This window comes from Micromonospora sp. AP08, from assembly GCF_008085935.1.
GTDB classification, from domain to species: domain Bacteria; phylum Actinomycetota; class Actinomycetes; order Mycobacteriales; family Micromonosporaceae; genus Micromonospora; species Micromonospora chersina.
On record NZ_VSEZ01000006.1, the window covers coordinates 334,712 to 357,519 of the forward strand.

Sequence of the window (22,808 nt, forward strand, 5' to 3'; positions counted from 1 at the left end):
CATCCCGGTCGGCGGGGCACCGTCATGTCCGCCCGAAAACCGGACGACGCAAGATCGCCGGAGCTGACACCATCGACGGGTGCTGCTGACCCTGACCACGACTCACCGCCCCGCCACCGACCTCGGCCACCTCCTCGTCAAGCACCCGGACCGCGTGCAGAGCTTCGACCTGCCCGCCGGCACCGCGCACGTGCTCTACCCCGAGGCGGACGAGGCGCGGTGCACGGCGGCGCTGCTGGTCGAGGTCGACCCGCTCAAGCTGGGCGGCGGCCGGGGCCGCCGGCAGGCCACCACCCCGGACAGCTTCACCCTCGGGCAGTACGTCAACGACCGCCCGTACGCGGCGTCCAGCCTGCTCTCCTCGGCGCTGGCCAAGGTGTTCCGCTCGGCCCTGCGTGGCGAGTCCCGGGACCGCCCGGAGCTGGCCGCCGCCGCCATCCCGCTGGAGGTGCGGGTGCCGGTGCTGCGCTGCCGGGGTGGGGTCGAGCTGGCCGTACGGGTGTTCGCCCCGCTCGGCTGGACCGTGACGGCCATCCCGATCCCGCTGGACGAGGCGTACCCGGAGTGGGGCGACAGCCGCTACGTCGACCTGACGCTGACCGGGACGCTGCGGCTCGCCGACGCGCTCAACCATCTCTACGTGCTGCTGCCCGTGCTGGACGACGCCAAGCACTACTGGGTGGCCCCGGACGAGGTGGACAAGCTGCTGCGGGCTGGGGCCGGCTGGCTGGCCGACCACCCGGAACGTGCCCTCATCACCCGCCGCTACCTGGCGCACCGGCGCGCCCTGGCCGGGGAGGCGATGGCCCGCCTGGCCGAGCTGCGCCTCGCCGACGAGCCGCCCGCCGACGACAGCATCGAGGGCGGGCCGTCCACCGGCGACGGCGTCGAGAGCGCGCTGCCCGCCGAGGCGCCCCGGGCCTCCCTGGCCGTACGCCGGCGCGAGGCGGTGCTGGCCGCGCTGCGCGACAGCGGGGCGTCCCGGGTGCTGGACCTCGGCTGTGGGGGCGGCGCGCTGCTCACCGCGCTGGTCGCCGACCGGCGGTTCGCCGAGGTCGTCGGCACCGACGTGTCCAGCCAGGCGCTCGCCCTGGCCGCCCGGCGGCTGCGGCTGGACCGGCTGCCGGAGCGGCAGCGGGACCGGATCCGGCTGTGGCAGTCGGCGCTGACCTACCGGGACGACCGGCTGCGCGGCTACGACGCGGCGGTGCTCATGGAGGTGGTCGAGCACCTCGACCCGCCGCGGCTGCCGGCGCTGGAGGACGCCGTGTTCGGCCACGCCCGGCCCGGCACGGTCGTGGTGACCACGCCGAACGTGGAGTACAACGTCCGTTACGAGGGGCTCGGGGCAGGCCGGTTCCGGCACGCCGACCACCGCTTCGAGTGGACGCGGGCCGAGTTCGCCGCCTGGGTGGACCGGGTGGCGACGGCGCACGGCTACACGGCCACGATCGGCGGCATCGGCGACGAGGACCCCGAGCTGGGCTGTCCGACCCAGCTCGCCGTGCTGAACAGAACGGACACCGACATCCGGAAGGAGGAGACGACGCGATGACCACCCTGGACATTCCCGAACTCGCCCTGGTGGCGCTCGTCGGCGTCTCCGGCTCCGGCAAGTCGACGTTCGCCGCCCGGCACTTCCGGCCCAGCCAGGTGCTCTCCTCGGACACCTTCCGAGGCATGGTGGCCGACGACGAGAACGACCAGTCCGCCTCCGGCGACGCGTTCGACGCGCTGCACCACGTGGCGGGGATCCGGCTGCGCCGGGGCCGGCTCACCGTGGTCGACGCGACCAACCTCCAGCCGCACGCCCGGGCCGGGCTGATCAAGGTGGCCCGGGAGCACGACGTGCTGCCGGTGGCCGTCGTGCTGGACGTGCCCGAGGCGGTGGCCTGGGAGCGCACGCAGTCCCGGGCCGACCGGACGCACGGCCGGCAGGTGCTCAGCCGGATGCAGCGGGACCTGCGGCAGTCGTACGGGCGGCTGGCCCGGGAGGGCTTCCGCAAGGTGCACGTGCTGCGCGGCGTCGAGGAGATCGAGGCCGCCGAGATCCGTTACGAGAAGCTGTTCAACGACCGCCGCGAGCTGACCGGGCCGTTCGACATCGTGGGTGACGTGCACGGCTGCCGCGAGGAGCTGGAGGCGCTGCTGCTCCGGCTGGGCTGGGCACTGCGACGCGACGACGCGGGCCGCCCGGTGGACGCCGTGCACCCGTCGGGGCGTACCGCGGTCTTCGTGGGTGACCTGGTGGACCGCGGCCCGGACTCGCCCGGGGTGCTGCGCCTGGTCATGGGCATGGTGGCGGCCGGCCACGCGATCTGCGTGCCGGGCAACCACGAGCAGAAGCTGCTGCGCAAGCTGCGCGGCCGCGATGTGCGGCTCACCCACGGCCTGGCCGAGACGATGGCGCAGCTGGAGTCGGAGCCGGCGGAGTTCGTCACCGAGACGGCGGCCTTCATCGACGGACTGGTCAGCCACTACGTGCTGGACGACGGCCGGCTCGTGGTGGCGCACGCCGGCCTCAAGGAGGCGTACCACGGTCGGGCGTCCGGGCGGGTGCGGTCGTTCGCGCTGTACGGGGAGACCACGGGCGAGACCGACGAGTACGGCCTGCCGGTGCGCTACCCGTGGGCGCGCGACTACCGGGGCTCGGCCATGGTCGTCTACGGCCACACCCCGACTCCCGAGCCGGAGTGGGTGAACAACACCATCTGCCTGGACACCGGCTGCGTCTTCGGCGGCAGGCTCACCGCGCTGCGCTACCCGGAGAAGGAACTGGTCGCCGTCCCGGCGGTCAAGGAGTGGTACGCCCCGGCCCGCCCGCTGGTCGCGCCCGCCCCGACCCGGCCGGACACCGTGCTGGACCTGGCCGACGTCACGGGACGGCGGCACCTCACGCACGCGTACGGGACGCTGACCGTGCCGGCCGAGAACGCGGCCGCCGCGCTGGAGGTGATGAGCCGGTACGCGCTGGACCCGGACCGGCTGGTCTGGCTGCCGCCGACCATGGCGCCCTGCTCGACCTCGACGGTGGAGGGGTTCCTGGAGCACCCGGCGCAGGCGTTCGCCGACCACCGGGCGGCCGGCGTCGACCGCGTGGTCTGCGAGGAGAAGCACATGGGCTCGCGGGCCGTGGTGCTGGTCGAGCGGGAGCCGGGACGGTTCGCCGGCGGGGCGGTGCACACCCGCACCGGCCGGCCGTTCTTCGGGCCGCCGCTGGTCGGGGAGCTGCTGGCCCGGGTCCGCGCGGCGGTCACCGCGGCCGGCCTCTGGGCCGAGCTGGGCACCGACTGGCTGCTCCTCGACTGCGAGCTGCTGCCCTGGTCGGCGAAGGCGGGCGGGCTGATCCGCGAGCAGTACGCCGGGGTCGGCGCGGCCGGCCGCGCGGCCCTGCCGGCCGTGCTCGGCACGCTGGACGCCGCCGCCGGGCGCGGGCTGCCGGTGGGCGAGCTGCGGGGCCGGATGGCCGACCGGGCGGCCGAGGTCGAGGCGTACTCGGCCGCCTACCGGGCGTACGTCGGGCCCACCGACGGGCTGCGCGGGGTGACGCTGGCGCCGTTCGCCGTGCTGGCGGGGGCCGGGGTGAGCTACGCCGACCGCGACCACGGCTGGCACCTGGCGCTGGCCGACCGGCTCTGCGCGGCCGACCCGGAGTTCTTCACCCCGACGCGGCGGCAGGTGGTCGACCTGGCCGACGAGGCGGCGGTGGCCGCGGCGACCGACTGGTGGCTGTCGCTCACGGCGGCCGGCGGGGAGGGCATGGTCGTCAAGCCGTACGCCGGCCTCGCCGCCCGCTCGCCGAAGGGGTCGCTGCTCCAGCCGGGGATCAAGTGCCGGGGCCGGGAGTACCTGCGGATCATCTACGGTCCCGGGTACACCGGTCCGGGGCAGCTCGCCGCGCTGCGCAAGCGGTCGCTGGGGCGCAAGCGCGGGCTGGCCCTGCAGGAGCACGCGCTGGGCCTGGCCGCCCTGGACGCGCTGGCCGAGGACGCCCCGCTCTGGCGCCGCCACGAGCTGGTGTTCGCCATCCTCGCCTGCGAGTCGGAGCCGGTCGACCCGCGGCTCTAGACCCGTACGCCCGGTCCGGCGCGGCGCCGGACCGGGCCCGGGTACCCTTTGTGGCCGTGGACACAGCAGAGAAGACCCGGGTGCTCTCCGAGAGCGTGGCCCTGAACCCGCTCGATCCGAAGGACCTCATCCACACCTTCGGGATGATCGGCGTCTGGGCGATCCTCTTCGCCGAGACCGGCCTGCTGGTCGGCTTCTTCTTCCCGGGCGACTCGCTGCTCTTCCTGGCCGGGGTGGCCGCCTCGCCGGTGGCCGACGCGATCTTCGGATCCGGCACCCGGCTCTCGCTGGCCGGCCTGCTGATCGGCGGCCCGCTCTGCGCGATCGCCGGCGCCCAGCTCGGGCACTGGCTCGGCGCCCGTTACGGCAAGCGGATGTTCGACCGCCCCAACTCCCGCCTGTTCAAGCGCGAGTACGTGGAGAAGGCCGAGTACTACTTCCAGAAGTTCGGCCCGGCGAAGGCCGTGGTGCTGGCCCGGTTCATCCCGATCGTGCGGACCTTCCTCAACCCGGTGGCCGGGGTGCTCGGCATGCCGGCCCGGCAGTTCCTCCTGTGGAACGTGGTCGGTGCGATCCTCTGGGTGGACGGCATCCTGCTGATCGGCTACCTGCTGGCCGACCAGATCTACAACGCGATCGGCGACAAGATCGACCGGTACATCCTGCCGGTGGTCGCGCTGATCATCCTGATCTCGGTGCTGCCGATCTTCTTCGAGTTCCTCCGCGACCGGCGGGCGCGCAAGCGCGGCGAGGCGGTCGCGGTGATCGCCGCGGCCAGCGCGGCGGGCGCCCTGGACGCGGTCCGGGACGCGGTCGACGGCGACGACGACCAGCACCACGGGCGCGGCGGGCAGCACCGCCGCTGACCCCGGCCGGACACACCGAAGGCCGGCTCCCTCTCGGGGAGCCGGCCTTCGACTACGACCTGTCGACCTGCGGGTGGTACGGATGACGGCAGCCGTCACCTGTGGCCATCCGGGCTCGGCGCGTCTGACGCCGCGCCACGACCCCGGACAGCCATCCGGTGGGTGGCGCCACCCCTGGCACGCCACCCATCGCCGCCGCATTCAGCGAGGCGGCCACCCGGACCCGGACACGTCCGGATTCAGCGGGCCTTCTTGGTGGCCCGCTTCCGCGGCGGGGTGAGCAGATCCGCGATCGTGGCGATCGCGGTCGGCACCAGCCGGTAGTACGCCCAGACACCGCGCTTCTCCCGCTCCAGCAAGCCGGCCTCGGTGAGGATGCGCAGGTGGTGGCTGACCGTCGGCTGCGAGAGGCCGAGGGGCGCGGTGAGGTCACACACGCACGCCTCCCCCTCGGGAGCCGACTGGATCAGGCTGAGCAGCCGCAGCCGGGCGGGGTCCGCGAGGGCCTTGAGGACCCCCGCGAGCCGCTCGGCGTCGGCACGTTCGATCGGCTCGCCGGCAAGCGGCGAGATCTGAGGCATGGTCATTTCAGCCAACGCAGTTCCCACGTATTCCATCCTTCCACCAGCAGCATCGATCCGCCTGCATATCAGCAGATCCGAATCGGTAAACTTTTACGCCACAAGGCCGAGGTCAGCCAACGTATAGGCCGCCCGATAAGGCAGTCCGGCGGCTCGCACCGCGTCGCCGGCGCCTCGATCAACAATAACCGCCACGCCCACCACCTCGGCCCCGGCCTCGCGCAATGCCTCGACAGCGGTCAACACGCTGCCGCCGGTGGTCGAGGTGTCCTCGACCGCCAGGACCCGCCGCCCGGCGACCTCCGGGCCCTCGATCCGTCGCTGGAGACCGTGCGCCTTGCCCGCCTTGCGCACCACGAAGGCGTCCAGCGGGCGGTCGGTGCCGGCCGACGCGTGCAGCATCGCCGTGGCGACCGGGTCGGCCCCGAGGGTCAGCCCGCCCACCGCGTCGTACGCCCAGTCGGCGGTGAGGTCGCACATGACCCGACCGATCAACGGCGCCGCCCGGTGATGGAGCGTGACGCGACGCAGATCGACGTACCAGTCGGCCTCCCGACCCGACGAGAGCACCACCCGGCCGTGGACGACAGCCAGGTCAGTGATGAATTTACGCAGGTCGTCGTGGTGCCCCATGGCGATAGAGGGTACTTCGCAAGTCTGGGAGGCGGGCGCGGGGTCCACCCACGTCAACCCTGCGGGCGACCGATGGGTGGCGATGTCCGACTACGTTGTGCGACCGTCCATCCCGGTCAGCGGGCGGGCATCCCCGCGACGGGACACCCGCCGGGCCGGCCCGCGGTCAGTCGCCGGCCCGGCCGACCCGGCCGCGGGTGTCCCGGGAGACCCCGCGCAGCAGCCGCCGCGGCGCGTGCCGCAGCCCCGCCACGGCCAGCTTGTACTTCCAGCTCGGCACGCTGACCGCCTTGCCTTTTCGCAGGTCACGCAGCCCTTCGGCGACCACGTCGTCGGTCCGCAGCCACATCCACGCCGGAGTCCGCGACATGTCGATGCCGGCCCGCTCGTGGTAGCCGGTGCGGGTGTAGCCAGGGCAGAGGGCCATCACGCGAACGCCCAGCGGGGCCACCGACTGGCCGATCGATTCACTGAAATTCGTCACCCAGGCCTTGCTGGCCGAGTAGGTCGATCCCGGCATGGGGACACCGAAACCCGCAACCGAAGAGACATTTATCACTGCCCCGTGGCCCCGCTCGACCATCGGACCGAGCGCCGCGTGGGTCAGCCGCAGCACGGCCAGCACGTTCAGCCGGACCAGGCGGGCCTCGTCCGCGACGGCCGACCGGACGAACGGGGTGTTGAGGCTGATCCCTGCGTTGTTCACGAGCAACTCCACCGGCGGGTCGGCGGTCAGCCGCCCTTCGACCGCGGCGCAGCCGTCGTCGGTGGACAGATCGGCGGCGATGGTCTCGACCCGGTGGCCGTGCCGGCCGGTCAGCTCGGCCGCCAGGGCGTCCAACCGGTCGGCGTCCCGGGCCACCAGGACGAGGTCCCAGCCGTCGGCGGCGAGCCGGCGGGCGAACGCCTCGCCGATGCCCAGGCTGGCCCCGGTGATCAGGGCCCGGCGCGGGGAGGGGGGTGCGTCGGTCACGGGCGGTCCTCGGGGGGTGGGGTCGGCCCGGGCGGGGCCGACGGCGGCGGGGTGGGGGGCGCGCCGGGCGGGGCAGACACCGGCCCGGTCGGCGGCGCCCAGGGCGAGGGGTGTCCGTAGGCCGGGGCAGAGGGACCGTGGTACCCGGGTGCCGGCGGACCGGCCGTCGGTGTGGAGGCGGGCGGGGGCCCGTAGGCCGGTGGCGGGACCGGGCCGGCCGGGCGCGGCGGGCGGCGGTGGAAGAAGGCGCCGGCCGTGGGCAGCGTGAGCAGGGCCGCCACCACCAGATAGCCGAGGATCTGCGCCACCGACACCGCCGCGTTCACCGGGATCCACCAGCCCGGGTAGGCGTCGCCGACCCGGGCCAGCAGGTCGGCGGTGACCCGGTCGTCGGCGCCCAGCCGGAGCGGGGCGGCCCGCTGCCCGACCAGCACAGCCAGGCCGCAGCAGCCGCAGAACAGGCCCAGCCCGGCGACCACCCAGGTGGTCACCCGGGCGCCGGCCCGGCCGGAGAGCAGGCCGAGGGCGAGCCCGACGAGCAGCAGCGCGACCAGCACGCCGAGCACCGCCGAGAGCACGGTGGAGCCGCGCAGCAGGGACGCCACCCCGTCGATCTCGCCGTTGCCCGCGCCGGTCGCCCGCGCCGCCTCCCGGAACCGGTCCACCGTGCCCGCCGTGACCAGCAGGTTGGCGACCGCGTACGCCACGGCGCCCACCGCCATCAGCAGCAGCAGCGCCGCCGCCGAGACCACCGCGCCGGGCCGGCGGGGCGGTGCCTGATGGGGGTACGACACGACAGATCCCTCCGGTAGGCGTCGGCTTGCAACCTACTCGGAGGGATCGTCGGCGTCGCTCTTATCCGGGCGTCAACTTCCGGATGGCGGCTCGCCCTCGCGGCGCTCGCCCGGCCCCGGCGCGGGCGGCTGGCCGGGGGCCGGCGGGTAGGCCGGGTCGGCGGGCTGGCCCGGGGTGGCCGGGTAGCCGGGGGTGGCCGGGTAGCCCGGGTAGGCGGCGCCCGGGACGGGCGGCTCCCAGGTCGCCTGGGGCTTGCGGAAGAACTCGTTGGCCTTCGGCAGCGCCAGCAGGATCAGCGCGGCCAGCAGCGCCAGCAGCGAGACCAGGCCGAGCAGCAGGCTGACCGGGCCGTACCAGGACGGCAGCGCGTCCTGCAGCCGGCGCTGGATCTCCTCGCCGCTCGGCAGGTCGCCGTTGGTGGACCCGCCGCCGGTGAGCCCGCCGGAGACGCCGTTGAGCAGACTGCCGCCGGTGCAGCAGAGGAGGACGCCACCCAGCACCCAGGTGGTGATCCGGGAGGCGTTCTTCCCCCGGTTGTTCAGCAGCGCGAGCACGACCAGCCCGACCGCGAGCAGCAGCGAGAGCACGGCGCCGCCGAGGCTGGCCGCGTAGGCGAAGTCGCCCAACTGCTCGGCCGACGTGCCGGCGTACGCGTCCTTGAGCACGTCCCGGATGGTGCCGAGGGTGGACAGCGTGACGATCAGGCTCACCACCTGGATGACGGCGACGAGGATGAGCAGCCAACTGGAAACCGTCACCACGCCCGGACGCGCGCGGGGCGGGGTGCCCGGAGCATCGACCATGATTCTCCCTCCCTTGATCAGAGGACCACCGTAACGAAGCCGGGCCAGGTGGGCACGACGCGACAGCGGGGAGCGGTGCGGGATTCAGCGGCCGGACGGCTGCCGGCGGCAGAGCCGGCGGTACTCGGCGGTCACCACCGCGAGCAGGAAGAGGTCCACGCCGAGCGCGAAGACCGCGCCGAACTGGTTGACCGTGAAGCTGAAGATCTGCCCGAACAGCAGGTCCACGAGGAGCGCGAGCTTGAAGAGCCGGAAGGCCCGCACCTGGTCGCTGGGGAGCAGCAGGGCCCCACGGATGCTCAGCACCGCGGTGATCAGCGCGGAGACCGAGACTCCGACCACCGCACCCCACTCCTGCTGGTCGGGCAGTTCGCCGGTGATCGCATCCAGCAGGACCCGCAGCACGATCACGAACGGTTCGCCGACCAGGTAGAGCACCACCACGGCCACGACCCAGCGGTGCGTGGTCACCCAGACCGCCGCCCGGCGGGCCCGGAGCAGCCAGGGCTGCCAGAACCGGGGCGCGGGTGGCTCCCGCCGGGGCACCGCGTCCAGCAGCCGGGCCACCGCCTCCTCGACGTCCGGGCCGCAGCCCCGGACCAGCCGCAGCACCGCCGCCCGACGCCGGGCGGTGAGGCCGGTGGTGAGCCCGCCGACCACGGTGTAGAGGGCGTTCGCCGTGCGCTCGGGCGGGGAGAGCCGGGTCCGGCCGCGCAGCGCCTGCGTGATGACGACCAGCAGCGCGAAGGCGACGTAGATGATGCTCGCGGCCGGGGCGTAGAAGTAGTCGGTGCCGGCGGTGACGAACTTGCCGACCTCGTCGATGAAGAGCCCGAAGCCCATCCCACCCAGGATCGCGCCCAGGATGCGCGCCGCGCTGCCCAGGAAGACCAGCCCGACCCCGAGGCCCGCGGTCATCAGCAGGCCACCCCAGAGCACGTGCGCGATGTGCAGGCCGCCCCCGCCGAGCTGCGGGAAGCCGGTCGCCTGGAGGTACGCCCGGGTGACCAGCACGGTCACCACCCCGGACAGCACGAACGCCTGAAGGTACGACGGCGCCTCCAGTGCCCGAGGCGGTCGCGACCAGCGGGGCGGACGGGCGGCCACCCGCCCGACGTTAGTAGCCGCGCCACTCCACGCGGGCGTACTCCAGGACTCTGGGCTGCAACAACGTGGAGGCGGGCACGTCCAGCCGGGCCCGGTCGGCGGGAAAGGTGGCCGCCGCGGCGAGCACCGACGGGGTGAGGAACCGCAGCGCCGGCGCGTCCTCCGGCAGCCCCAGCGCGGGCGGCGTCCCACCCGGCGCGGCGAGCACGAAGCCCCAGTCGCCGAAGCTCGGCACGTCCACGTGGTACGGCACCGTGGCGAAGCCCGCCTCCCGAATCGACCGCTCGATCGACCAGTACGACCGGGGCGCGAAGTACGGCGAGCCGGACTGCACGACGAGCCGCCCGCCGGGGGCGAGGACCGGGCGGATCAGCGCGTAGAACTCGATCGTGTAGAGCTTGGCGGTGGCCGTCTCGTCGGGGTCGGGCAGGTCGGCGATGACGACGTCGAAGCGTTCCGTGGCGGTCCGCAGCCAGCCGAACGCGTCGACGTTGAGCACCCGTACCCGGGGGTCGGCGAGCGAGTGGTGGTTGAGGTCCCGCAGCTGCGGCTCGGAGCGGGCCAGCCGCACGACCGCCGGGTCGAGGTCGACCAGGGTCACCTGGCGCACGTCCGGGTACTTGAGGATCTCCCGCAGCGCCAGCCCGTCACCCGCGCCGAGCACCAGCACGTTCCCGTGCGGCCCGCGCATGGCCGGGTGGACCAGCGACTCGTGATAGCGGTACTCGTCGATCGAGCTGAACTGGAGGTCGCCGTTGAGGAACAGCCGCAGGTCGGTGTCGGCGTGGCCGACCTCCCGCACCGACCGGGTCAGCACGATCTCCTGGTAGCGGCTGCGCTCGGCGTGCACCACCGGGTCTCGGTAGAGCTGCTGCCGCGCGGTCACCTCGAAGTCGTGCGCGGTGACCCAGGCGTACCCCAGGCAGAGGGCGACCACGACGCTGCCGGCGCCGAGCGCGACCCGCGCCCGGCGGCCCAGGTCGCCGCGGAAGACCGTGCAGACCAGGGCGAGGCCCGCGACGGCGTTCACCGCGCCCACCACGAGGGCGCCCTTGAGCTGGCCGAAGACGGGCATCAGCAGGAACGGGAAGGCCAGCCCACCGAGCAGCGCGCCGACGTAGTCGGCGGCGAACAGGTCGGCCACGGCGCTGCCCGCGGACTGCTCGCGGATGCGTTGCAGCAGCACCATGAGCAGCGGGATCTCCGCGCCGATCAGCAGGCCGAGCACGAACGCCGTGCCGACCAGCGCCGGCCCGTAGAGGTCGAGCCAGGCGAACGCGGCGTAGAGGCCGAGCACGGAGAGCCCGCCGAGCAGGGCCAGGGTCAGCTCGATCGCGGCGAACGCGGCCGCCGCCCGGGACTGGAACGGCTTCGCTACCAGCGCGCCCACGCCCATCGCGAAGACCATCACGCCGAGCACGATCGACGCCTGCCCGACCGTGTCGCCGATGAGGTAACTGCCGAGCGCGACCAGCGCCAGCTCGTACACCAGGCCGCAGGCCGCGCACACGAAGACCGCGAGCAGGACCGCCGCGCGGGCCGGGCGCCACCGCGGCCGCGCGGGCGCGTCGGCGGTCACGCCTTCTCCCGGGTACGCCCGGCGGCGCCCGCCCCGGCGCGCTGCGCGGGCACGACCACCCGGCGCTGGCGGCGGCGCTGCACCACGCCCACGGTGACGAAGAGCGCGGCGAGCAGGAGCAGCCCGACCGTGGCGAGCAGCCAGCCCCACCGGTCCCGCAGGTAGTCGCTGCCGGCGTCGGGCAGCGGCGACGGGCTGGCCGCCGCCGGGACCGGGGTGTCGGCCGGCTCGGCCAGCCCGGCCTCGACGGCGAGCAGCGGCAGCATGACCGCGGCCCGGGTGACCGCCCAGCCGGGGTCGTCGACGAAGACGTCCTCGGTGAGGCCGAGCCGCTCCAGCCCCCGCTCGACCTGCCAGAGGTCCGCGGAGTCGATGTCCGGCGAGCCGGTCACCTGGATCCGGGCGAAGTCGTTGCTCTCGCTGCTCTCCGAGACGTAGCCGATGTTGGCCGTCACCTGCACCCAGCGCGGGCAGGCCGGGTTCTCCTCGACCGCGACGCCGTCGCCCAGGTTGGAGCCGACGTTCAGCGGGTCGCCGTAGTCGTAGTAGTCCACCAGCTCCCAGCCGTAGCAGAGGCCCTGCTCGGCGCTGGTGCGCTGGAGGATCGCCACGCTGTCGGCCCGCTCGTCGGCGGCCGGGGCCGCCACCGTGGTGTCCCCGTCGTTGTTGAGCACCCCCGCCGCCACGCAGCCGGCGACGACCAGGCCGATGGTCAGCCAGACGGCCCAGGCGGCGGCCCTGTTCTTCGCCGCCGGCTTGCCCGGCGCCATCAGCTGATCGCGGCGGCGATGATCGCGCCGGTGGCGAGGTGCACGACGGCGGAGACCCAGACCGCGGGGTGCGGCTCCGGGTCGACCAGGATCTCCCCGAGCTTGCCCGGGGTGGCCATGTCGAGCAGCAGGAACGCCGCGGCCATGATGACCAGCCCGAGGATGCCGTACGCGGCCGCGCCGACCAGGCCGAGGGCGAAGTCGTCGGCGCTGGCGGCGATCGCGGCGACCACGATGATGCCGACACCGGCCAGGTTCGAGGCGAGCAGCAGCGCGGCGTTGCGGTTGCGCTCCGCCCAGATCAGCTCGTGCAGCTTGCCGGGGGTGGCGACGTCGACCAGCACGTAGCCGACGGCCATCAGGGCGACGCCGACCACGCCGTAGGCGAGCGTGACGAGCAGGTCGGTGACCAGGGTCTGCACAGGGACTCCAGGATTCGTCGGGGTGGGGGGAGGTCAGCTCACTTGCCGGAGCCGGGGCCGCCGCCGCGGACCGTGCTGCCCCGCCCCCAGCCCCAGTGGCTGCCCACCCGGGAGTGGTAGCGGGGGTAGGCGGTGGTCATCCGCTCCAGCAGGATCACCGAGCCGACGGCGGCGAGCGGCAGGATCACCACCGAGTCGTCGTCGTAGCGCAGGTAGACCCCGCTGCCGTCGACGTACTGGTCGGCCGGCTGCCAGGCGTCGGTGATCTCCTTCGACACCTGGCTGGGCGTGCGGTTCGACGTGTACGCGATCGCGTCGGAGCCGAGGTCCCGGCTGGTGGCCCGGGTGTAGCGGTCCTCCACGTAGCCCCGCGGCGAGAAGTTGCCGTAGAAGATCGCGAAGGCGGCGACCACGGCGCCGATGACGGCGAACGCCACCCCCACCACGAACCACCGTCGGTACGTCACAGCTCCACCACCGTGTCGGTCAGGACCAGCTCGTTGGTCTGCGGGTACGCGTGCCAGGTGCGCCAGGCCACCGAGCCGTCCGGCGGCGCGGGGCGGACGGCGAGCGCGGTGACCGCGTCCTCGTCGCCGGGAAAGACCCCGACCAGCGCGTACGGGTCGTCGGCCAGTTCGGCGCGGAGCGCGGCGACCCGGGTGCGCAGGCCGTCGCCCGCCGGCCGGAGCACCGTGGCGGTGAACCGGTAGCCGGCGGTCTCGTCGTGCAGCGCGTCCGGCAGGTGCGGGGGGCGGCCGGGCAGGCAGGCGACCGTCTCGGTGAGGTCACCGCAGATCACCTGGTGGGAGGCGCCGAGCAGGCGCAGCCGCAGCCGCAGCCCGCCGGGCAGGGTCAGCTCACGCACGTGCAGGGCGGGGCGCTCGGGGCCGCCGAGGGCCAGGCTCAGGTCGGCGGCGCGGGTGTCGACGTACGGGGCGTCCAGGGCGACGAGCACGCTCAGCCGACCTTCTCCGGACCGCCCTGCGGGTAGATCATCACCTCGGCGCGGTGCAACTGCTCGCCGAGGTTCACCTCCCAGCCGGCCTCCCCGTACGCCTCGAAGGAGAGCCGCGCGCCGCCGGGCGCCTGGTAGTCGTGGTAGCGCATGGTGCCGCGCGGGTCGAGGCCGGTGCCCTCGGTGGCCGTGTACTTCGCCTGGCCGGACTCGTCCCAGTTGTAGCGGCGGCCGGCGATCTCCAGCGTCGGCGCGCCCGGGGTGACGGTGGCCGACGGCTCACTGGTCCAGAGCACCATCTCCAGGTCGGGCTCCGACTCCACGGAGAGCCAGCGCTTCACTCCGCCGGCGTCGTCGAGCAGGTGCTCCGCCCAGCTCCAGCCGCCCTCGACCAGGTGCACCGAGCCGCGCACGGTGTAGGGCACCTGGCGGATCTCCACGATGTCGCCGGGCTTGAGCCCGCGGGGGTCACCGCGCAGCGCGTCGGCGTCCCGGTCCCGGAACGGGTCGCCGGGGGCGGCCGCCGGGCGCGGCGCGGACCGGGCCTTGCGCAGCGCGATCACGGCGATCACCACGCCGGCCACCCCGACCAGGCACCCCAACGTGGTCACGACGTACGCCAGCGAACCGTTCACGGTCGTCTCCCCCCAAGGTGTTTCGGCGGCGACGGTAACAACCGGACGCACATGCGCCGAAGTGCCGTTCGCTGAGTGATCGACCAGCTACGGTCAGGCTCCGGTGAGGCGTTCGGTGGCGTACTCGCGGAGGGTGGCGCGGCCCATGATGCAGCCGCTGAACGTGGTGAACTCGCCGTCGTCGTCGCGCAGCCGCTCCCAGGCGGCCCGGCCCACCGCCGGGTCGACCGTGTCCAGCAGCGCGGCCGCGTACGCCTTCCCGGCCGGCGACCCGTGCTTCAACAGCCGGTCGACCTTCTTCCGGGCCGCCTCGGGATGCTCCCGCAGGGCCCGCTCCACGTGCCGGTACGCCTCGGTTTCCGGCAGGATCTGCCCGGCGATCCCCACCCCGCCGAAGGCGAGCGTGTCCGCCCGGCCGAGTTCCTCGACGGCCGCGTCCAACTCCCGGTCCTTCTTCCCGATCCCCAACATGCCCTCACTATTGCCCGGGCCGGCCGCCTTCGACGCTGTTGATCAAGAAGGAGATCGGCCCGGCCGGACCCGTGCGGGTCCGGCCGGGCCGGAAGGGTGGTCAGGCCGCGGCGACGGTCAGGCCGTCCTTGCTGTCGGCCAGGTCGACCCGCACCGTGTCGCCGTCGCGGATCTGGCCGGCGAGCAGCGCCTTGGCGAGCTGGTCGCCGATGGCCGACTGCACGAGCCGGCGCAGCGGCCGGGCTCCGTAGATCGGGTCGTAGCCGTGCTCGGCGAGCCACGTCCGGGCGGCGTCGCTGATGTCCAGCGTCAGCCGGCGGTCCGCGAGCCGCTTCCGCATCCGGTCGAGCTGGATGTCGACGATCGCCCGCAGCTCCTCGCCCTGGAGGGCGGCGAACACCACGATGTCGTCGAGGCGGTTGAGGAACTCCGGCTTGAAGTGCGACCGGACCACCGCGAGGACGCCCTCCCGGCGCTGCTCCTCGGCCATCGTCAGGTCGCTGATCACCGACGACCCCAGGTTCGAGGTGAGGATCAGGATCGCGTTGCGGAAGTCCACGGTGCGACCCTGCCCGTCGGTGAGCCGGCCGTCGTCGAGCACCTGGAGCAGCACGTCGAACACGTCCGGGTGGGCCTTCTCCACCTCGTCCAGCAGGATCACCGAGTACGGCCGGCGGCGCACCGCCTCGGTGAGCTGGCCGCCCTCCTCGTAGCCGACGTAGCCGGGCGGGGCGCCGACCAGGCGGGCCACCGAGTGCTTCTCGCCGTACTCGCTCATGTCGATGCGGACCATGGCCCGCTCGTCGTCGAAGAGGAACTCGGCGAGCGCCTTGGCCAGCTCGGTCTTGCCGACACCGGTCGGGCCGAGGAAGAGGAAGCTGCCGGTCGGGCGGTCCGGGTCGGCGACGCCGGCCCGGGCGCGGCGGACCGCGTCGGACACGGCGCCCACGGCCTCGGCCTGGCCGACCACGCGGGCCCGCAGCGACTCCTCCATCCGGAGCAGCTTGGCGGTCTCGCCCTCCAGCAGCCGACCGGCCGGGATGCCGGTCCAGGAGGCGACGACCGCGGCGATGTCGTCCGCGCCGACCTCCTCCTTGAGCATCGCGCCGTCGGCCTGGAGCCGGGCCAGTTCCTCCTCGGCCCGCTTCAGCTCGGCCTGGAGGGCGGGGATCCGGCCGTAGCGCAGCTCTGCGGCGCGCTCCAGCTCGCCGTCGCGCTCGGCCCGCTCGGCCTCGCCGCCGAGCCGCTCCAGCTCCTCCTTGGCGGTGGAGAGCTTCGTGATGTGGCTCTTCTCCAGCTGCCAGCGCTCGGATAGCGCGGTGAGCTGCTCACGCTTGTCGGCCAGCTCCTTGCGCAGCCGGGCCAGCCGCTCGGCGGAGGCGGCGTCCGGCTCCTTGGCCAGCGCCATCTCCTCGATCTCCAGCCGGCGGACCGCCCGCTCGATCTCGTCCACCTCGACCGGGCGGGAGTCGATCTCCATCCGGAGCCGGGAGGCGGACTCGTCGACCAGGTCGATGGCCTTGTCCGGCAGGAACCGGTCGGTGATGTAGCGGTCGGAGAGGGCGGCCGCGGCGACCAGCGCGGCGTCGGTGATCCGGACGCCGTGGTGCACCTCGTAGCGCTCCTTGAGGCCGCGCAGGATGCCGATGGTGTCCTCGATGGTCGGCTCGCCGACCAGCACCGGCTGGAAGCGGCGCTCCAGCGCCGGGTCCTTCTCGATGTGCTCGCGGTACTCGTCCAGCGTGGTGGCGCCGACCATCCGCAGCTCACCGCGGGCGAGCATCGGCTTGAGCATGTTGCCGGCGTCCATCGAGCCCTCGCCCTTGCCCGCGCCGACCACGGTGTGCAGCTCGTCGAGGAAGGTGATGACCTGGCCGTCGGAGTTCTTGATCTCCTCCAGCACCGACTTGAGCCGCTCCTCGAACTGGCCGCGGTACTGCGCGCCGGCCACCATGGCGCCGAGGTCGAGCGAGACGAGCTTCTTGTCCCGCAGCGACTCCGGCACGTCACCGGCGACGATCCGCTGGGCCAGGCCCTCGACGATCGCCGTCTTGCCGACGCCGGGCTCGCCGATCAGCACCGGGTTGTTCTTGGTACGCCGGGACAGCACCTGGATCACCCGGCGGATCTCCGAGTCGCGGCCGATGACCGGGTCGATCCTGCCCTCGCGGGCGCTCGCGGTCAGGTCGACGCCGTACTTCGCGAGGGCCTGGTAGGTCTGCTCCGGGTCGGCCGTGGTGACCCGCCGGTCCCCGCCGCGCACGGTCGGGAAGGCGGCAACCAGGTTCTCCTCGGTGGCGCCGGAGTTCTTCAGTGCGACGGAGACCGCGCCACCCACCCGGGCCAGCCCGGCCAGCAGGTGCTCGGTGGAGGTGTACTCGTCGCCCAGCGGCCGGGCGATCTGCTCGGCGGCGCCGATGGCGTTGACGAACTCCCGGGCCAGGGTCGGCTCGGCGATGCTGGAGCCGCGCGCCGCGGGCAGGGCGTCGACCGAGCGCTGGGCGACCCGGCGCAGCTCGGCGGGGTCGGCCCCGACGGCGCGCAGCAGGCCGGCGGCGGTCGAGCCCTCGGTGTCCAGCAGCGACAGCAGCAGGTGCCAGGGCTCCACGGTGGCGTGCCCGCGCTGGTTCGCCAGCGCGACGGCGCCGGTGATGGTCTCGCGGCTCTTGGTGGTGAGTCGTTCCGTGTTCATGGGCTCCCCCGGATCGGCGTGTCCACTGGGAGAGACACAACCAGAGTTGAGTCTATTCCGCTCAACTCCGCCGGTGTGACCCGGCTCACTCCCGGCGTTTCCACCGCCAGTCGAACTCCCCCGCGGCCGGCGGCGGCCCGGGCAGCGGGGGCTCGGCCTGCGCGAGACCAGCCAGCAGCAGCGCCAGGTGGCGGCGGCGCAACTGCCGGGTCCGCTCCGGATCGGGTACGCGAATCGCGGCGCACCCCTCCAGCAGCAGCCCGACGTCCTGCGCCACCACGTCCGGCCGGAGCCGCCCGGCCTCCCGCGCCCGCTCCACCAGCCCCTCGACCAACTCGTTCGCGCGTATCGCGGCCCGACCCATCTCCTCGGTCGGGGTGAAGGTGCCGGCCAGGTGCACGGTGAGGGAGTGCACGTCCGCGTCGACGACGCGCGCCAGGAAGCCGGCGAAGGCCGCCCAGTCGTCCGGCTCGGCGGCGGCCTCCTCGCCCGCCGCGATGAACCGCCGCAACCCGTCGTCGCAGAGCTTGCGCAGCAGGTCCTCCTTGCCGGCGTACCGACGGTAGAGGGCGCTGATGCCGACGCCGGCCCGCTCGGCGACGGCGGCGATGGGCGCCTTCGGGTCGTCGAGGAAGACGGCGCGGGCGGCCTCCAGGATCACCGCGTCGTTGCGGGCCGCCTGGGCACGTCGGCCGGCGAGCGGCGGAGCGTCGGTCGGATTCGGCATGCACCGAGATTAGCACCGGAACGGATCGTTCCGCTCTGCTACCTTTGAAACGGAACCCTGCCGGGCCGAGGCGGCCCGGCGACGAACCGTCAGCCCTCGTCCAGCACCACCCGGACCCAGCGCCGGTTGGCGGTCCAGCCCGTGCCCACCACCACGTCGTCCGGGCCCCTTGCGAGGATCGTGCCGTCGCCGAGCACGGTGAGGTGGTGCTCCCCGGTGAGCGGCCAGTCGACCCGGTAGTAGCGGCCCCCGGCCACCACACCCACCCCGTCCGGGCTGGTCACCGCCACCAACTCGGCCCCGAGCGGCGCCACCGAGCGGGCCTGCGCCGGATGTCCGACGGCGCGGACCAGCGCCCACTCCCGGCCGCCCACCAGCCGCCAGAGCGCCGGGAAGCCCGTCCGGTCCGGGCGCTCCCCGACCAGCCACGCGCCGCCGTCCGGGGCGATCACCGCGCGGAGCACCCCCGCCTCGTCGCCCAGCCAGGGCAGCGGCGTCGACAACCAGTGCCGGCCCGCGTCCCGGGACACCGCGGCCGCGGGCCGGCCGTCCCGCGCGCCGGCCGCCACCACGAGCTCCCCGGAGTGGCCCACGGTGGTCAACCCCGGTACGGCCGGCTGGGCGGGCAACGGCCGCAGGGCGGCGCCGTCCCACTCGGCCACCGCACCGAGCCCCTCGACCATCTGGAAGCGACCCCGGGCCGCCACCAGCGCCGCCGGCTCCCCGCCGGTGCTGTGGACGAAGCTGGCCCCACCGTCGGTCGAGGTGTACCAGCCGTACGGCTCGGCGAGCAGCACCAGCGCCCCCGGCACCGCGTAGAGCTGCTGGTCCTCCGCCACCGGACGGGGATGCCGCAGTGCCTGCCAGCTACGGCCGCCGTCCACGGTGGCGTACAGCAGGGCGGTGCAGCCGCGGCCGGGTGGCACGCCGTCGCAGGCGGCGAAGAGCGCGTACCCGTGGTCGGCGTCGACGAACTCCACGAACGGGCGGTCGTACCGGCGGTCGACGGCGACCCGGACGTGGCGTACCTCGTCGAAGCCGACGGCCCGCGACGGCGCCGGCGCGGTCGGCGCCGGCCGCGGGGACGCGGACGACCGGTCGGGTGGGGGCCGGCGGACATCGCCGATCGAGCAGCCGACCAGGACGGGCAGGAGCAACAGGAAGATCGCCTTGTGGCTCCGCAGCCGGTCCATCGGGCCTCCCGTCGCGCTTCACCAGTATGAGCTGCTCACTCGTCGGTGCGGGGTCGCCGGCTCTCCAGCACTATCCGCACCCACCCGGGCTCACCGCTCGCGCGGATCAGCAGGTCGTCCGGCCCGCGCGCCAGCAGCGCCCCGTCGGCGAGGACGGTGAGACGGTGGTCGCCGTGCAGCGGCCACGACTCCTCCCGGAGGTCGCCGTTTCCGTCGGCCAGCACCACCGCTCCGCCCTCCCGGCCGCTGACCGCCAGCCGGTTCTCCCCGAAGGGCACCGCCGACGTGTACGGCCCGGGATCGCGCGGCGGCACGATGGGCCGCCAGTCGCCGTCGTAGTGCCAGAGCGCGGGGAACCGGCCCGGCTCTGCCCGCTCGCCGATCAGCCACACGTCGCCCGCCACCGAGGCGGCCACCCGCAGCGTCGCGATGTCACCCTCCAGGGTGACCAGCCGCGGGCGTCGCCAGGTCACGCCCCCGTCGAACGAGACGGCGAGCAGTGGGCGACCACCGGCCACCGTGGTCACCACGACCAGTCCGTCCGCGCCGTACACGCTGGTGGGCCGGGCCAGCGGTGACCGGCTCGGCAGTGGTTGCCAGCCGCCGCCCTGCCATCGGACCAGCTCACCGGTGCGCGGGTCGACCTGCACCTGACCCCGCAGGGCGCGCAGCACCGAGGGCGTGACCGCTCCGGGCTCGCGCCGGAAGCTGGTCCCGTCGTCGAGGGAGTAGTACCAGCCCTCCCCGGCCACCAGGAGGGCCGGCACGTCGCTGGTCACCTCGAGCCGCTGCCCGGGCGCGAGTGGGCGGGGATGCGAGATCCGGCGCCAGGTCCGCCCACCGTCGTCGGTGGCGTAGAGGCGGGCCGGGCAGTCCGACGACGGCGGTCGCCCGGCGCAGGAGGCGAAGAGGGCGTACCCGTGGTCCGCGTCGCCGAACTCGACGTACGGCCGGTCGTACCAGCGCGGGACGCCGACCTCGACGCGGCGCACCTGGAGGTCGGCCGGGCGGGCCGCCAGCGGTGCCCGCACGCGGGCGGCCCTGCCGTCATTCCCGGTCGACGCCGTGCACCCGGCCAGCAGGAACACCGCGACCATCAGGAATGATCTTCGGTTCATCGGACCTCCTGCGCAGGGTAGCCTCACCTGGGTGCGAGTACGTGTCGAACAGACTGCCCTACCGGGGATCGGCGTCCGTCACGATCTGATGACGGAATCCGGCCGCCGGCTCGGCGTGGTCTCCCACCGCAATGGCCGCCGCGACCTGGTCCTCTACGACCCGGACGATCCCGACTCCTGCCAGCACGACATACCGCTGACCGACGACGAGGCGGAGGCGCTGGCCGACATCCTCGGCGCGTCGCTGATGCTCGGCCAGCTCGCCGGGCTGCGCGACCAGGCCGCCGGGCTGCTCACCGAACAGATCGCCATTCCGGCCGGCTCCCGCTACGTCAACAGGCGGCTCGGCGACACCAAGGCACGGACCCGCACCAGCGCCTCCATCGTGGCGGTGCTGCGACAGGGCGAGGTGATCGTCTCGCCCGACCCCACCTTCCGGTTCGAGGCCGGTGACGTGGTCGTCGTGGTCGGCACCCGGCAAGGGCTCGACGGGGTCACCGCGATCCTCGCCGAAGCCGACCCGGACGGCTGAGGCGCGGATGCACGAAACCACAACGCTGCTCGTCGAGGTCGGCGCGCTGCTGCTCCTGCTCGGCCTGCTCGGCCGCCTCAGCCGCCGCTTCGGTGTCTCACCCATCCCCCTCTACCTGCTCGCCGGCCTCGCCTTCGGCCACGGCGGCCTGCTGCCGCTCAACGCCAGCGAGGAGTTCTTCGCCGTCGGCGCGGAGATCGGCGTGATCCTGCTGCTGGTCATGCTCGGCCTGGAATACAGCGCCAACGAACTGGTGGGCAACCTCCGGTCGGCGGCGCCCGCCGGCCTCATCGACGCGGTGCTCAACGCGCTGCCCGGCTTCGCCTTCGCCCTCCTGCTCGGCTGGGGCTGGGTGGCCGCCGTGGTGCTCGCCGGCGTCACCTGGGTGTCCTCGTCCGGCGTGATCGCGAAGGTGCTCGGCGACCTCGGCCGGGTCGGTAACCGGGAGACCCCGGTGATCCTCTCCGTCCTGGTGATCGAGGACCTGGCGATGGCCCTCTACCTGCCGCTGGTCACCGCGCTGCTCGCCGGGGTCGGCCTCGTCAAGGGCGGCATCGCGCTCGCCGTCGCGGTGCTCACCGTGGTCGTCGTGCTGGCCGTCGCCATCCGGTACGGCCACCTGATCTCCAGCGCGCTCTCGGCGAAGGACCCGGAGGCGCTCCTGCTCGGGGTCCTCGGCCTCACCCTGCTCGTCGCCGGGGCCGCGGCCAAGCTCCAGGTCTCCGCCGCGGTCGGCGCGTTCCTCGTCGGCATCGCCCTGTCCGGGCCGGTGGCACACCACGCCACCGAACTGCTCTCGCCGCTGCGGGACCTCTTCGCCGCGGTCTTCTTCGTCTTCTTCGGCCTGGTCACCGACCCGCTGGACATGCCGCCGGTGCTCCTGCCGGCGCTGCTGCTGGCCGTGGTCACCATGGGGACGAAGCTGGCCACCGGCTGGCTGGCCGCCCGCCGGGCCGGGATCGCCGAGCCCGGTCGTTGGCGGGCCGGCTTCGCGCTCACCCCGCGCGGCGAGTTCTCCATCGTCATCGCCGGGCTGGCCGTCGCCGCCGCGTACCCGGTCGAGCCGCGGCTGGCCGCGCTCGCCACGGCGTACGTGCTGATCACCGTGGTGACCGGGCCGATGTTGGCCCGTCTGCCCGACCTGCCCTGGTTCAAGCTCTGGCTCCGGCGGCGCGCCGCGGCCCGCCGGCCGGTGCCGGCGACAGTGGCGGACTGACCTCGGCCGGGCCGGATCGACCATACGGTGGACCCGGCCCGGCCAACGGTTGTGGAATTGATTCCGGGAAGGTCTACCGCCGCCCCGCGAAACCGCGTTAACGTGTCGCCCCAGCAGCCAGGGACCGCGGGTGGCCGGTGCCCCCGCCTGCGTTAGCGGAAGGTTGGCCGGTGAGCGTGCAGGAAGAGACGTTCCACGGCTTCGCCAACCCCGTCGACCCCTCGCCGGCCGAGCTGCGGGCGTGGGCCTACCAACCGGACTCGGTCCCGCTCACCTCGATGCCCCCGGACTGGGACCTGCTGGTCGCCGGTGACCACCTGGTGCAGACGCTCTTCGAGCTGGCCATGGACCCGGCCTGCCCGGCCCGCCGGTTCGCCCTGCACTGCCTCTACATCTACGCCGCCGACGGCATCCGGACGAACTTCCGGGCCCACCCGAAGCGCCGCTTCCGCAAGCTCGTCGAGCAGGCCGAGCGGGCCGGCGACGAACTGATGCGCAACTGGGCGCACAACAGCCGGGTGCTCCTCGCCCGACCGGACCTGTTCGCCTACCGCGACTGGTGCGAGGGTGGGCTGGTGCGGGAGAACCGGCGGCTCTAGCTTTGCTCTTCCGGGTGGGGGTGTGGCCCCGCCCGCACGGTCTCTTGACGGCGAACGGGCCGGGACCCCCTGC

General features: G+C 73.9%; 22 protein-coding genes and 1 pseudogene. 6 read left to right on the forward strand and 17 right to left on the reverse strand.

The window, feature by feature from the left end:
• Nucleotides 1-79 precede the first annotated feature (79 nt).
• The 3 genes from FXF50_RS13560 to FXF50_RS13570 are packed head-to-tail and all read left to right on the forward strand — an operon-like array spanning nt 80 to nt 4,934.
• Nucleotides 80-1,555, forward strand: a complete 1,476-nt coding sequence (locus FXF50_RS13560; RefSeq protein WP_148427728.1) for a 3' terminal RNA ribose 2'-O-methyltransferase Hen1 — start codon at nt 80-82, stop codon at nt 1,553-1,555.
• Complete coding sequence (locus FXF50_RS13565; protein WP_148427730.1) at nt 1,552-4,068, forward strand: polynucleotide kinase-phosphatase; 2,517 nt, start codon at nt 1,552-1,554, stop codon at nt 4,066-4,068. The genes FXF50_RS13560 and FXF50_RS13565 overlap by 4 nt, the downstream gene beginning before the upstream one ends.
• Nucleotides 4,069-4,118: 50 nt before the next feature.
• Nucleotides 4,119-4,934 (forward strand): DedA family protein, encoded by an 816-nt coding sequence (locus FXF50_RS13570; protein ID WP_148427732.1) that lies wholly within the window; start codon nt 4,119-4,121, stop codon nt 4,932-4,934.
• 239 nt (nt 4,935-5,173) lie between these two features.
• Here FXF50_RS13570 and FXF50_RS13575 read toward each other — a convergent pair whose 3' ends face one another.
• The 17 genes and pseudogenes from FXF50_RS13575 to FXF50_RS13655 all read right to left on the reverse strand — a co-directional run bounded on the left by FXF50_RS13575 (nt 5,174) and on the right by FXF50_RS13655 (nt 20,388).
• Nucleotides 5,174-5,551, reverse strand: a complete 378-nt coding sequence (locus FXF50_RS13575) for a helix-turn-helix transcriptional regulator (protein WP_007073957.1) — start codon at nt 5,549-5,551, stop codon at nt 5,174-5,176.
• A 57-nt stretch (nt 5,552-5,608) separates the two neighbouring features.
• Nucleotides 5,609-6,148 carry an orotate phosphoribosyltransferase gene (gene pyrE / locus FXF50_RS13580; RefSeq protein ID WP_148427734.1) on the reverse strand — a complete coding sequence of 180 codons (540 nt, stop codon included), beginning with the start codon at nt 6,146-6,148 and terminating at the stop codon, nt 5,609-5,611.
• 166 nt (nt 6,149-6,314) lie between these two features.
• Nucleotides 6,315-7,121 (reverse strand): SDR family oxidoreductase, encoded by an 807-nt coding sequence (locus tag FXF50_RS13585; RefSeq protein ID WP_148427736.1) that lies wholly within the window; start codon nt 7,119-7,121, stop codon nt 6,315-6,317.
• Between the two features lie 185 nt (nt 7,122-7,306).
• Nucleotides 7,307-7,915, reverse strand: a pseudogene (locus tag FXF50_RS13590) (hypothetical protein); the annotation flags it as partial.
• A gap of 72 nt (nt 7,916-7,987) precedes the next feature.
• Nucleotides 7,988-8,719 (reverse strand): hypothetical protein, encoded by a 732-nt coding sequence (locus FXF50_RS13595; protein WP_148427738.1) that lies wholly within the window; start codon nt 8,717-8,719, stop codon nt 7,988-7,990.
• An 84-nt stretch (nt 8,720-8,803) separates the two neighbouring features.
• Entirely contained in the window at nt 8,804-9,826 is a 1,023-nt protein-coding gene (locus FXF50_RS13600) for a hypothetical protein (protein ID WP_148427740.1), read from the reverse strand.
• A gap of 10 nt (nt 9,827-9,836) precedes the next feature.
• The gene (locus FXF50_RS13605) at nt 9,837-11,405 is read right to left on the reverse strand and encodes a polyamine aminopropyltransferase (protein ID WP_148427742.1); all 1,569 of its coding nucleotides are present in this window, start codon (nt 11,403-11,405) and stop codon (nt 9,837-9,839) included.
• A complete protein-coding gene (locus FXF50_RS13610; RefSeq protein ID WP_148427745.1) occupies nt 11,402-12,175 on the reverse strand; it encodes a hypothetical protein in 774 nt (257 codons plus the stop codon). Before FXF50_RS13610 ends, FXF50_RS13605 begins: the two co-directional genes overlap by 4 nt.
• Nucleotides 12,175-12,597 (reverse strand): DUF350 domain-containing protein, encoded by a 423-nt coding sequence (locus FXF50_RS13615; protein WP_148427747.1) that lies wholly within the window; start codon nt 12,595-12,597, stop codon nt 12,175-12,177. Before FXF50_RS13615 ends, FXF50_RS13610 begins: the two co-directional genes overlap by 1 nt.
• Nucleotides 12,598-12,635: 38 nt before the next feature.
• Nucleotides 12,636-13,064 carry a DUF4247 domain-containing protein gene (locus tag FXF50_RS13620; protein ID WP_148427749.1) on the reverse strand — a complete coding sequence of 143 codons (429 nt, stop codon included), beginning with the start codon at nt 13,062-13,064 and terminating at the stop codon, nt 12,636-12,638.
• Nucleotides 13,061-13,552, reverse strand: a complete 492-nt coding sequence (locus FXF50_RS13625) for a DUF2617 family protein (RefSeq protein ID WP_148427751.1) — start codon at nt 13,550-13,552, stop codon at nt 13,061-13,063. Before FXF50_RS13625 ends, FXF50_RS13620 begins: the two co-directional genes overlap by 4 nt.
• 2 nt (nt 13,553-13,554) lie before the next feature.
• On the reverse strand, nt 13,555-14,187 hold the full coding sequence (locus tag FXF50_RS13630; RefSeq protein WP_148427753.1) for a DUF4178 domain-containing protein: 633 nt from the start codon (nt 14,185-14,187) through the stop codon (nt 13,555-13,557).
• A gap of 93 nt (nt 14,188-14,280) precedes the next feature.
• A complete protein-coding gene (locus FXF50_RS13635; protein ID WP_148427755.1) occupies nt 14,281-14,658 on the reverse strand; it encodes a hypothetical protein in 378 nt (125 codons plus the stop codon).
• A gap of 100 nt (nt 14,659-14,758) precedes the next feature.
• Nucleotides 14,759-17,350 carry an ATP-dependent chaperone ClpB gene (gene clpB, locus FXF50_RS13640; protein ID WP_148427757.1) on the reverse strand — a complete coding sequence of 864 codons (2,592 nt, stop codon included), beginning with the start codon at nt 17,348-17,350 and terminating at the stop codon, nt 14,759-14,761.
• Nucleotides 17,351-17,435: 85 nt separating this feature from the next.
• Complete coding sequence (locus FXF50_RS13645) at nt 17,436-18,077, reverse strand: TetR/AcrR family transcriptional regulator (RefSeq protein ID WP_148427759.1); 642 nt, start codon at nt 18,075-18,077, stop codon at nt 17,436-17,438.
• Nucleotides 18,078-18,166: 89 nt separating this feature from the next.
• A complete protein-coding gene (locus tag FXF50_RS13650; protein ID WP_148427761.1) occupies nt 18,167-19,270 on the reverse strand; it encodes a hypothetical protein in 1,104 nt (367 codons plus the stop codon).
• Nucleotides 19,271-19,305: 35 nt separating this feature from the next.
• Nucleotides 19,306-20,388, reverse strand: coding sequence for a hypothetical protein (locus FXF50_RS13655; RefSeq protein WP_148427763.1), 1,083 nt, complete (start codon nt 20,386-20,388; stop codon nt 19,306-19,308).
• Nucleotides 20,389-20,419: 31 nt separating this feature from the next.
• Here FXF50_RS13655 and FXF50_RS13660 point away from each other — a divergent pair, with 31 nt between their 5' ends.
• From FXF50_RS13660 to FXF50_RS13670, 3 genes are all read left to right on the forward strand, one after another.
• Nucleotides 20,420-20,920, forward strand: coding sequence for a cation:proton antiporter regulatory subunit (locus FXF50_RS13660; RefSeq protein ID WP_148427765.1), 501 nt, complete (start codon nt 20,420-20,422; stop codon nt 20,918-20,920).
• A gap of 7 nt (nt 20,921-20,927) precedes the next feature.
• Nucleotides 20,928-22,136: a cation:proton antiporter gene (locus FXF50_RS13665; RefSeq protein ID WP_148427767.1), complete on the forward strand. Its 1,209-nt coding sequence runs from the start codon at nt 20,928-20,930 to the stop codon at nt 22,134-22,136.
• 170 nt (nt 22,137-22,306) lie between these two features.
• On the forward strand, nt 22,307-22,735 hold the full coding sequence (locus tag FXF50_RS13670; RefSeq protein WP_148427769.1) for a hypothetical protein: 429 nt from the start codon (nt 22,307-22,309) through the stop codon (nt 22,733-22,735).
• Nucleotides 22,736-22,808: the final 73 nt, after the last annotated feature.

What these genes read in the sequence shown, in the direction of transcription:
- FXF50_RS13565 (WP_148427730.1), top strand. Translation starts at nt 1,552, where the DNA reads ATGACCACCCTGGACATTCCCGAACTCGCCCTGGTGGCGCTCGTCGGC.
- FXF50_RS13575 (WP_007073957.1), bottom strand. Translation starts at nt 5,551, where the DNA reads ATGGAATACGTGGGAACTGCGTTGGCTGAAATGACCATGCCTCAGATC.
- pyrE (WP_148427734.1), bottom strand. Translation starts at nt 6,148, where the DNA reads ATGGGGCACCACGACGACCTGCGTAAATTCATCACTGACCTGGCTGTC.
- FXF50_RS13595 (WP_148427738.1), bottom strand. Translation starts at nt 8,719, where the DNA reads ATGGTCGATGCTCCGGGCACCCCGCCCCGCGCGCGTCCGGGCGTGGTG.
- FXF50_RS13610 (WP_148427745.1), bottom strand. Translation starts at nt 12,175, where the DNA reads ATGGCGCCGGGCAAGCCGGCGGCGAAGAACAGGGCCGCCGCCTGGGCC.
- FXF50_RS13635 (WP_148427755.1), bottom strand. Translation starts at nt 14,658, where the DNA reads ATGTTGGGGATCGGGAAGAAGGACCGGGAGTTGGACGCGGCCGTCGAG.
- clpB (WP_148427757.1), bottom strand. Translation starts at nt 17,350, where the DNA reads ATGAACACGGAACGACTCACCACCAAGAGCCGCGAGACCATCACCGGC.
- FXF50_RS13645 (WP_148427759.1), bottom strand. Translation starts at nt 18,077, where the DNA reads ATGCCGAATCCGACCGACGCTCCGCCGCTCGCCGGCCGACGTGCCCAG.
- FXF50_RS13650 (WP_148427761.1), bottom strand. Translation starts at nt 19,270, where the DNA reads ATGGACCGGCTGCGGAGCCACAAGGCGATCTTCCTGTTGCTCCTGCCC.
- FXF50_RS13655 (WP_148427763.1), bottom strand. Translation starts at nt 20,388, where the DNA reads ATGAACCGAAGATCATTCCTGATGGTCGCGGTGTTCCTGCTGGCCGGG.
- FXF50_RS13665 (WP_148427767.1), top strand. Translation starts at nt 20,928, where the DNA reads ATGCACGAAACCACAACGCTGCTCGTCGAGGTCGGCGCGCTGCTGCTC.